The organism is Methanocalculus natronophilus, assembly GCF_038751955.1.
Lineage (GTDB): Archaea > Halobacteriota > Methanomicrobia > Methanomicrobiales > Methanocorpusculaceae > Methanocalculus > Methanocalculus natronophilus.
In genome coordinates, this window is record NZ_JBCEXH010000009.1 from 36,902 (window position 1) to 46,634 (window position 9,733).

Sequence of the window (9,733 nt, forward strand, 5' to 3'; positions counted from 1 at the left end):
GGGGAGACAGGCAAAATTTCAGGTGCCGACATCCCATGAGGACATATATTCCTGCTGTTCTTCGTTCATGGTATCGATTCTGCACCCAAGTGAAGACAGCTTCAGCATTGCAATCTGTTCATCAATTGCGGTTGGCACCTCGTGAACACCGGGTTTGAGTTCCCTCCCGCTTTTGACCATATATTCGGTTGAGAGTGCCTGGACGGCAAAGGAGAGATCCATCACCTCAATCGGATGGCCCATTCCCTTTGGAACAGCCAGGTTTACGAGACGGCCTTCTGCCAGCACATGGATTGTCCTGTCACCGAAGGTATACGAATCGATACCATCACGGCGCCGGATCATATCTGCATTCGTCTCAAGCCAGCCGATATCGATCTCGACATTGAAGTGTCCCGCATTACAGAGGATAGCGCCATCCCGCATACAGGCAAAGTCTTCGCTTGTCAGCACACCAATGTTGCCGGTTGCCGTGATGAAGAGTTCGCCAACCGATGCCGCCTCACGCATCGTCATCAGTTCAAACCCGTCAAAGTGAGCCTGAAGTGCACGCCTTGGATCGATCTCGGTGACGATCACCCGTGCGCCGAGCGCACGTGCCTTTGTTGCAAGTCCGCGGCCGCAGTACCCATATCCCGCAACGACCACGTACTTGCCTGCGATCAGGGTATTGGTTGTTGCCATAATCGCTGTCAGCGCACTCTCCCCGGTACCATGGACATTATCGAAGAAATGTTTCATCGGGGTGTCATTCACGGCAATAACCGGGAATCTGAGTTTTCCTTCCCTCGTCATTGCCCTGAGACGATGGATGCCGGTGGTTGTCTCTTCGCAACCCCCGATGACAGAGTCCAGCATATCCCGCCGTCCCCGATGAAGACGGTGGATCAGATCCATCCCGTCATCAATGGTAATCACAGGAGCCGCATCAAGCACACGGTCAATTGCAGCATAGTATTCCTCAAGTGTGCATGCTCTCTTTGCATGACAGCGGACGTTGGAATTCCTGAGCGCTTCAGCCACATCATCCTGCGTCGAGAGGGGATTGCATCCGGTGATATGGACATCAGCACCACCCGCCATAAGCGTCCTGACGAGGACTGCGGTCTTTGCCTCAACATGGAGGGCCATGCCGATGACTATGCCTGCAAGCGGCTGCTCATCTGCAAACCTCTCCCTGATCTCCCTCAGGACCGGCATATACTGCTCAGCCCAGAGGATCTTTGCTTCTCCTGTCTGCATGATACTCCCCTGGTAAGTGATTACTTGCATCTCTGATTACTTAATAAATCCCAAACATCCCGGCTCACCCGATCTGATCAGACGCTTGATTACCGGGTACAACACATAGTGAGCCAATGGGACTGACACGGAGGATCATACCCTGCCTTGATCTGAAAGAGGGGCGGGTTGTCAAAGGAACACATTTTGAGGATCTCAGGGATGCTGGCGACCCAATCGAGCTTGCCGCCAGGTATAACAGCCAGGGTGCAGATGAAGTCGTCTTCCTGGATATCAGCGCTTCAAAGGAGAAGAGAAGGACGATGGTTGATCTCATCTCGCGGGCAGCAGATGAACTCTTCCTCCCGCTTACCGTCGGCGGGGGTATCAGCACAAAAGAAGATATCACAGCCATCCTCCACGCTGGTGCAGACAAAGTATCCATCAACACTGCGGCTGTTCAAAACCCCGCCATCATATCCGAGTCTGCGCATGCATTCGGGACACAGTGCATCGTCCTTGCAATGGATGTCCAAAGAAACCATAGGGAGAAGGAGAATACCACCCGGATAGAGCTGCCTGATGGCACGGACTGCTGGTATGAGGTGGTGACACATGGAGGAAGCAGGCCAACCGGCATTGATGCAATTCAGTGGGCAAAGGAGGCCGAAGAGCGGGGTGCCGGAGAGATACTGCTCACCTCAATGGAGACTGATGGTACAAAAGAGGGGTTTGACCTCCCGATAACAGCGGCAGTCTCACGGGAGACGAGTATCCCCGTTGTTGCATCAGGCGGTGTCGGGACACTGGATCATTTTTATGAAGGGTTTGTGATCGGGAAGGCTGATGCCTGCCTCGCCGCATCGGTCTTTCACTTTGGCGAGTTTACCATCAGGGATGTAAAAGAGTTTTTAGCCGCAAGGGGAGTCCCGGTACGGCTCTGACAATTCATACAAAGGGTCTCAGATCAATCTCAAACCCGATCACTGGATGTTCGAGATCGAAGGCAACAATCACATCCGGATGTACTTCACCGAAGCATCCAATCTTTTGCGAGGCATGCATAATCGCACCCTGCCTGCCGGGGAGGAACGCAGGATCATCTGATCCGGCAATAGTTATGGATTCTCCTCCCAGTTCCCTCATGAATGCATCAACCGTCGCATACACCTCTGAGAAATCTGCTGCCGGATGAATCGCCACACCTGCTGCTTTCTGGTAGGTGAGTACTCCGGCATTGACATCCCCGACAGAAAAGATCCGCTGGGGCAGTTCCCGGTGCGTATTCAGCTGGAGGATCTCAAGGAGGGACGGTATGAGATCGGTTCTGATCATGGTGTTTTCTATTGAGATTGGATGGAGCACCTTCAGGGCATGATCTGAACGCGGTCTCTGCATCTGGTCATAGCTGACCCGTTCATTGGTCAGGGTAAACGGCATCACTTCGGTATACCCAAGACCAATTGCAATCTCAGAAACGATGCGGGCAAGCCGGGCTGCAGGATCCTCAGCTCCGATCGTGAAGGATGGTGGCAGGGTGGCCGGGAAGGCGGTGAAGCCAAAGGCGATGGCGACATCTTCGAAGATATCCCAGTCATGCATGATGTCGGCCCGGTAACAGGGAACAGAAACCCGCACCTTTGACCCTTCAAGCAGCTCTGCTCCAAACCGCATCTTCTCCAGCAGGGGGATGATCGAATCCGGTGTGAGATCCAGCCCAAGCAGCCGGGAACAGTCATAAACATCGATTGTCCGCTCAGCCGGGGCGAGTGTGGGGGTCTGTACCCCGTCAATTGAGACCGATTCTATTGTTCCACCGGCTTCAGCAAACGCGCAGCAGATGATCGCAACCGTGTTCTGCACAGCGCGTTCGTCTGTGCCGGTGACATCAAGAAGGATATCTGTCGTCTCCCCCGTAACCCTGGTCAGTTCCCCATTGATAATCGGTGGAAACGAAAGTACCTGGTCATTGGAATCAACGATGAGGGGAAACCGATCAAAATGCCCGACAATACCGGCATATTCCTTTCCTTTCGGATGTTTGATGAGGATCTCATCCATAGTCATCGGTTCTGAATAGTCGAGGGGGACAAACTGCCGATCACGGGGAGATGCGATATATGAAAAGGGCGGGGTTAGCATCGAGAGATCATGCACCCCGATAGCAACCTTGGAACGCCCCCGCCCGATTGCCCAGTGGAGTGCCTCCTGGAGAGCCATCAGCGACTCGATTGAGGCATCGTCAAAGGAAAGGTTCCGGATCACCGCTGATCCGAGGACCGGGCGGATGGTGGCAAGAGCCGGATCGACGGTGAAGGTGATTGCGGATTCCCTGACCCTGTACTGCGGCAGACCGGTCTCAATACCAAGGAAACCACGCATTGCACGTGCCACCCCTTCAACAGAGTACAAATCGGTTCTGTCAGGGAAGAACTCGACATCCGCATGATCCTCTTCGATCCGTTCGATGTCAGATCCGATCATCGGGAGCGCTGCAAGAACGGTATCTTTGTCAGTTTTGCAGAGCCGTTCAAGATACTCATAATTCAGTGTAATAATCGCCATCTCATGCCCTCCCATATGAGGGGTGGTTCCGTATCCAGTCGATATCGCTTTTATAGAGCTGGCGGAGATCCGTTAAGCCAAGCCTGAGCATCGCCACACGGGAGATGCCAAGGCCCCATGCAAGCACCGGATACCTGATCCCAAACGGCGAGGTCACCTCTTCACGGAAGATACCGGCACCGCCAAGCTCCACCCAGCCAAGGCCATCCACCCAGACCTCAGGCTCTACCGAGGGTTCGGTATAGGGGAAGTATGCCGGTCTGAACCGCACATCTGAGAATCCCATCCTGAGATAAAACTCTTTTAAGAAACCAAGGAGGTGGCTGAAGGTGACACCCTCATCCATGACGATACCTTCAAGCTGTTCAAACTCCGCAAGGTGTGTTGGATCGATAGACTCCCGCCGATAGACCCGGGAGAGTGAGAATGCCTTTACAGGAGGGTTTGGATGGGCTGCAAGGTACTGGATGGAGAGCGCCGTTGAGTGCGTCCTGAGAACCGATTGTTCTGCTTTTGCGACATCCCAGGTGCCGCCCCATCCTGTCGATGAGGTGTCGCCGCCATGCTCATGCATAGCACGTATCTTCTCCCAGCCGTCCGGCAGAGGCAGGGGGGAGTCGAGATAGAAGGTATCCTGCATTTCACGGGCGGGATGATCCTGTGGCTGGAAGAGGGCATCGAAGTTCCAGAACGCACTCTGGACAATGTCTCCTGAGAATTCAGTAAAGCCCATCTCAAGGAGAAGTGAGCGGACGTCATCAAGGATCCTGCGGTATGGGTGGGCCTTGCCGGGATAGATCCTTCTTGGCGGTGTGGCAAGGCTGTATGTGCGGAGGGATTCGTTTCGCCATGAGCCAGAGATGATCTGCTCGCGGGTTAAGGTTCCGACTTCAGGCCGGAGATCAAGGCCCTGCTCCACCTGGCTGGCACCTGCCTCTGTCAGAGAGATGATCCACTGCACTTCTTCAGAGACAGTGACGAGCCCCCGTGCCTTCAGTTCGCCGATATCCGCGATGTCAGGATCGCCTGATGCAATCTGCGCAAGCGCTGTCTCATCGGTGGAAGGGGTGATACCAGCTGCTTTTCGTGCAATGCCCCCCTCTATAGTAATCCATCCGTTCTTCCGCATCCACCCGATGGCCACCTTTGCCAGGGGATGCCGTGAAAGTTCAGCCATCTGGATCTCATCGTCAATTGAATCGATCACCTGCCGTTCAGGGAGGCCGTCTGCTGCGTACCTGCGGCCCTCTTCGGTAAGGTGGTATTCTAAGCAGACATCACGCCTGATCTGAACGAGCCCTCGTCCTGATGCAAGGTGTGCCCACTGGACAACCGCACCCTCATCGGTTGAGAGATCCTCTGCAAGAAGAGAGGCATCAGCAGATCCATACCGGGCAAGTGCTTTGAGGAGTCGTTTCTCATTTGCCGTCATTTCGGTCAACTAACCCACCACCATATGCGAGACTGCATCCCGTCGATCCTTAAAGTCCGAGAGGAACTCTTTCACCCGTTCAAATGTCGCCTTCTTGCATGATCCGCAGAGAAGAGAGCCGCTCATGCAGGCGGATCGGATCTCAAGGAGAAGGGTGTCGTCTTCGACCATGTGGAAACGATTCAGGAGATAGACCGGACAGGTATCAGGCTCACCACCAAACCGTACCTGCTCCTCTTTTGTCATTCTTCCTCCGGTGAGGGCCGACATCACCTTTTTCCGTACACTATCCAGAGGCTCATCGAACCAGAACAGGCTCTCTTCCACACTGCTTGACATCTTTCCCCCCTGAAGCCCCTCCATAAAAGTATGGTAGGTGGATGAGGGGGTAAAGAAGCCGTATCCGCCTTCTGCAACCTCGATTGACCGGACCTGTTCTGAGACAGCGAGGCAGTCCGCACCAGAAACATCTATATGACCTTCATAGCGTTTTGCTCCCGGAAACGCAGATTCAACCGCATCCATAGCATGTACAGGAGCATTTTTCGACCTGATGCTGATGTGATCACCACGATCAAGCACCGTGAACCAGCGCATCTTGTGTGCCACATCACGGGTGAGCCTGAGATGGGGATCCTGATCAATTCCAACCGGCACAACTGTGGGTGCAGGCCCGTCAATGTACTGCGGGTAGAGGATGTCTGCAACCTGTGTGGCAACCGAATCGGCGTGGGCAAGCGCAGTCTCCTGGGAAAAACCATAGATTGCTGAAAGATCCGAGAACTTAATCTTTATTGCAGTTTCAAACGCGAGATCCTTCAGCTGCTCGTTTCTGCTCTGGTAATATGCTGTTCCTGAAAAACCAAGTGCATAAAGGCACTCAAGGTATTCACGACCATACATCTGGCATGCGTCCCAGGAAAGGCCGCGAACCGCATGGGCTTCACGATCAGCAATTGCAATATAGCCTCTCCCGCCATGTTCGACATGCCAGACCACCTCCCGCATCACCATCAGGTGGCCGAGGTGGGGATGGCCTGAAGGCATGAACCCGGTCATCACATTAAATTTCGACCCGGAATTAATTGCATCAACAATCGGCCCGTAATCCCGGTGGCCGACCACGATGTTTCTTCTGAAGAATGCCGGCGGATCAGCAAGGCGTGCTGCCTCGTCTTCAACAGGCGCTATCCCAAATTCGGCAAAAAGCCGGTTAACGTCGACACTCTGGTTGTTCGACCATGGATTAATCCCGGTTTCCATAGAAGTAACTCTCACAATTTTATGCGTGCAAACTCGATGTACACGATCTCTGTATTCTGTACACAGGCAAACAACATCTTCTTTTTCACGCTATGCGCCATCCTGACAGATCGTGAGATGGTGGAGATGGGTAGTATTGTCTCTGCTGGTATCGCATGAACAAGCATCTCGGAATGCGAATCGCTGCTTGTATATACCCTGAAATGATGGCCGAATTTATATCCGGTCCGGGGCGTATAGCCAAGCTGTCTGAGTGCGGTATAGAGGGTGAGTTTTTCCGGGAGTTCGGTATCTTCTGCAACCGCAGATGCTTCAAATGCACCTCGATCAATTGAGCCGGGTGAGAATGTGAGGAGACCCTGGTTCAGCAGATAGAGAACTTCCGGGGGAGAGAGGATGAGGTGGTCCGGATCAAGCCGTGTTCCAAACCACGCTGCTTCAAGAGAGAGCGTATCATCGCCTGAGACAACAGCAGACGCACCCACCGGGACAGCAGTGATATCCCCGGATGATGAGAAGAGCTCGCGTGCAACCGGCCTGTGAAACCTGATATCATAGTAGGTGAGTTCTTCCTCATCATCAACAACAGCCAGGATGTAGTTCTTTCTCATATTCTCCGCTGTTGCCACCTCGCTAATCAGGTTTGGAAAGGTGATTGGGTCACGCTCAGAGAGTACCCTGACCAGGTACTGGGTTGTTCCTTTCCCGGGCCTCTGGCCCCGCCTGAATACCCGGAAGTCATGCGGTCCGGTCTGGACTGCGTATCCCCGCTCCCTGATATCACGGTACACTATAAAAGACCTGAGAAAGTTCCTGCCGCTTTCGCTTTCCCCGGCAAAACGGGTCAGGAGTGAATGAAAAGTATAACCCTTCATCTCGATTTTTCCTCTCTGGATGAGATAGAGGGCTTCTTCGGGTGAAAGAAGGAGCCCGGACTCTACCGGGCGTCCGTATCCCCCCTGATCGTAGAGGGTACGCCCTGCTTCCCCAATCCGGATTGTCGTGCCGTCTAGTATAGCCTTCACTGCCTCTCGTATTGGTGGTGATCCAAGATAAACGCATTTGGAACAAGAAACGCTTTGAAGGGGAGATGCACATAAAATTATACACAAATGGTGTGATTCTATGAAGACTGAGCCGTTACACAGCTACCTACAACTTGCACTTCTGTTTGCCATATGCCTGGTTCTTATTCCCCAGGCAGTTACTGCAGCAGAATTCTTTGATCATGAAACAATGGATCAGACCTACGCAATGGGTATGTATACCGATATACATGCAATTGAAGAAGCAAGGGATGGAGGATATATCCTTGGCGGGTATGTCTACAAAGACGGAATCGGATCATCACTTCTCATACGAACAGATAAAACAGGAGAGGTACGCTGGTCAGAGACATATCCGGGAGACTGGATAGTCTCTCTAAAGGAAGCAGAAGATGAAACCATCTATTTCACAGCCCTTACCTGGATTCAGGAGAGTAAGGATCCCCAGAAGATGAAAGGATCCGGCTATCTTGCATCCACTGACAGGGAGGGAGCACTCCTGTGGAAACAGGAGCTTGAGAACCATTCACCTGCCACCATTACGCTGACAGACAATGAGCTCCTGCTTGTTGGCTGGAGATGGACATCTGTTGACCAGCCGGACATTTCCGGATTCTTCAGCAGGTACGGGTGGGACGGAACCCTTCTTGGAGAGGAAGAGTATCCCGGCCTCCTGGTTCATGACATCCTCCCGGATGAGGGATCCTACCTCCTGTTTGGGGGCAGCAGTGCCATCAATGAAGACGATAGCGTTTCATATGCACATATTACCAGTATCGACACAACAGGAGAGGTTCTGTGGTCAAACACAATTGATGATCTCATCATCTACTCGGCAGCTGCAATGGATGAGGGGTATGTCATGAGCGGGAGTACACACCATTACTGGACATCACTTGGCCAGGCACAGGCTATCGGGGCAACTGATGAGGGCAACCTCCTCTGGAAGAGCGATCTGCCCGGATATGCCGGATATGCCATTGCACGGTATGGCGATGATTTCCTTGTTGCCGGTGGAACAGGACCAAACCATCCTTTCATTGCTTCGATTACCGCTGATGGGGATATTGCTGATTCAGTGCGGCTGACGGATGCAGACGGCAGGTTCACCTCCGCAGAAACCCTCTCTTCGGCTTCTGTTGCAGTGGCCGGCTGGTCACGCCATACCGGGGAAGTAGAAGGATGGCTTCGTATCTTCGATCCCACTGAGCCAGGACCTGGTGAGCCGGAGCCTGCGGAAACTCCAGGTTTTGGCTTGATCGCAGCTGTTATTGGATGTATCGCGGCAGCAGTAATGTTTGGATCGAGAAGGAGAGCTTAGATGGCAAGCTCCCTGACTTTTTTGATATTGCCATAATCATCCCGGCGTTCATCCTCCGGTGTCTCCATGATGAATGGGAGATGCCGGAGCCGGGGATGCCGGAGAACTGAACGGATACCCTCCTCACCGATTGTGCCAAGGCCGATATGCTCATGCCGGTCAAGGCCTGAGCCAAGAGCCCCTTTTGCATCGTTTAGATGTATGATCGTCAGCATATCAAGCCCGATATGATCATTGAAGAGGTCAAAGACCTCCCCGACTGCTTCCTCAGTCCTGAGATCATAGCCTGCGGCAAATGCATGGCAGGTATCAAAGCAGACCCGGATTCGTTTTGGATCATCAACCGCGCCGAGAATCGCTGCAATGTCGAGGAGATCAGATCCAACCGAGTTCTTCTCACCGGCAGTATTTTCCATAACCAGAAATACCCCTTCCGGTGCACCTGCGGTTGCTGCATTGATTGCACGGGCAACCCGCTTCTGCCCTTCAGCCTTCCCGGAGGGGCCGTGGTGTCCAAGGTGTGTGACGAGATGAGGGATGTTTAAGTCGGCACACCTGAAGAGTTCGTCCCTGAGGCTTGCAACAGATCGGGAATATACCTCCTCCTTTTCAGATGCAAGGTTTGGGAGATACGGCATATGCACAACAGCAGGTTCGAGCTCTGCCTCATTCACCGCCTCGATAAAGGCAGCTGCTACATCCGGGGGGATCGGTTTATACTTCCAGCCTCGGGGGTTCCTTGAGAAGATCTGGAAGGTATCGCATCCCCGTTCCATTGCCCTGGATACGGCACGGTCAATTGATCCTGCGATCGAGACATGGACTCCGACAGTCACCATACCCTGTATGATGCCATCTTCGATGATGAAAGGATATGGATGCTGG

At 53.1% G+C, this 9,733-nt stretch carries 8 protein-coding genes; 2 read left to right on the top strand and 6 right to left on the bottom strand.

The window, feature by feature from the left end; all coding sequences use genetic code 11:
• Window positions 1–18 precede the first annotated feature (18 nt).
• Window positions 19–1,272 (bottom strand): adenosylhomocysteinase, encoded by a 1,254-nt coding sequence (locus tag ABCO64_RS09185; RefSeq protein ID WP_292616514.1) that lies wholly within the window; start codon window positions 1,270–1,272, stop codon window positions 19–21.
• A gap of 86 nt (window positions 1,273–1,358) precedes the next feature.
• On the opposite strand from ABCO64_RS09185, the gene hisF reads away from it, so the two are divergent.
• Window positions 1,359–2,165, top strand: coding sequence for an imidazole glycerol phosphate synthase subunit HisF (gene hisF, locus ABCO64_RS09190; RefSeq protein ID WP_253460303.1), 807 nt, complete (start codon window positions 1,359–1,361; stop codon window positions 2,163–2,165).
• A 4-nt stretch (window positions 2,166–2,169) separates the two neighbouring features.
• On the opposite strand, the gene pheT is transcribed toward hisF, so the two are convergent.
• From pheT to endA, 4 genes are read right to left on the bottom strand one after another with little or no spacing between them, the layout of a single operon-like run.
• Window positions 2,170–3,786: a phenylalanine--tRNA ligase subunit beta gene (pheT, locus tag ABCO64_RS09195; protein ID WP_253460300.1), complete on the bottom strand. Its 1,617-nt coding sequence runs from the start codon at window positions 3,784–3,786 to the stop codon at window positions 2,170–2,172.
• A gap of 1 nt (window position 3,787) precedes the next feature.
• Window positions 3,788–5,218 carry a phenylalanine--tRNA ligase subunit alpha gene (gene pheS, locus ABCO64_RS09200; protein WP_253460426.1) on the bottom strand — a complete coding sequence of 477 codons (1,431 nt, stop codon included), beginning with the start codon at window positions 5,216–5,218 and terminating at the stop codon, window positions 3,788–3,790.
• Window positions 5,219–5,227: 9 nt separating this feature from the next.
• Window positions 5,228–6,481: a tryptophan--tRNA ligase gene (locus ABCO64_RS09205; RefSeq protein WP_253460297.1), complete on the bottom strand. Its 1,254-nt coding sequence runs from the start codon at window positions 6,479–6,481 to the stop codon at window positions 5,228–5,230.
• An 11-nt stretch (window positions 6,482–6,492) separates the two neighbouring features.
• Window positions 6,493–7,506 (bottom strand): tRNA-intron lyase, encoded by a 1,014-nt coding sequence (gene endA, locus ABCO64_RS09210; protein ID WP_253460294.1) that lies wholly within the window; start codon window positions 7,504–7,506, stop codon window positions 6,493–6,495.
• A 100-nt stretch (window positions 7,507–7,606) separates the two neighbouring features.
• Here endA and ABCO64_RS09215 point away from each other — a divergent pair, with 100 nt between their 5' ends.
• The gene (locus ABCO64_RS09215; protein ID WP_253460291.1) at window positions 7,607–8,848 is read left to right on the top strand and encodes a hypothetical protein; all 1,242 of its coding nucleotides are present in this window, start codon (window positions 7,607–7,609) and stop codon (window positions 8,846–8,848) included.
• Here ABCO64_RS09215 and ABCO64_RS09220 read toward each other — a convergent pair.
• Complete coding sequence (locus ABCO64_RS09220) at window positions 8,845–9,687, bottom strand: deoxyribonuclease IV (RefSeq protein ID WP_253460288.1); 843 nt, start codon at window positions 9,685–9,687, stop codon at window positions 8,845–8,847. The genes ABCO64_RS09215 and ABCO64_RS09220 overlap by 4 nt on opposite strands.
• Window positions 9,688–9,733 lie beyond the last annotated feature (46 nt).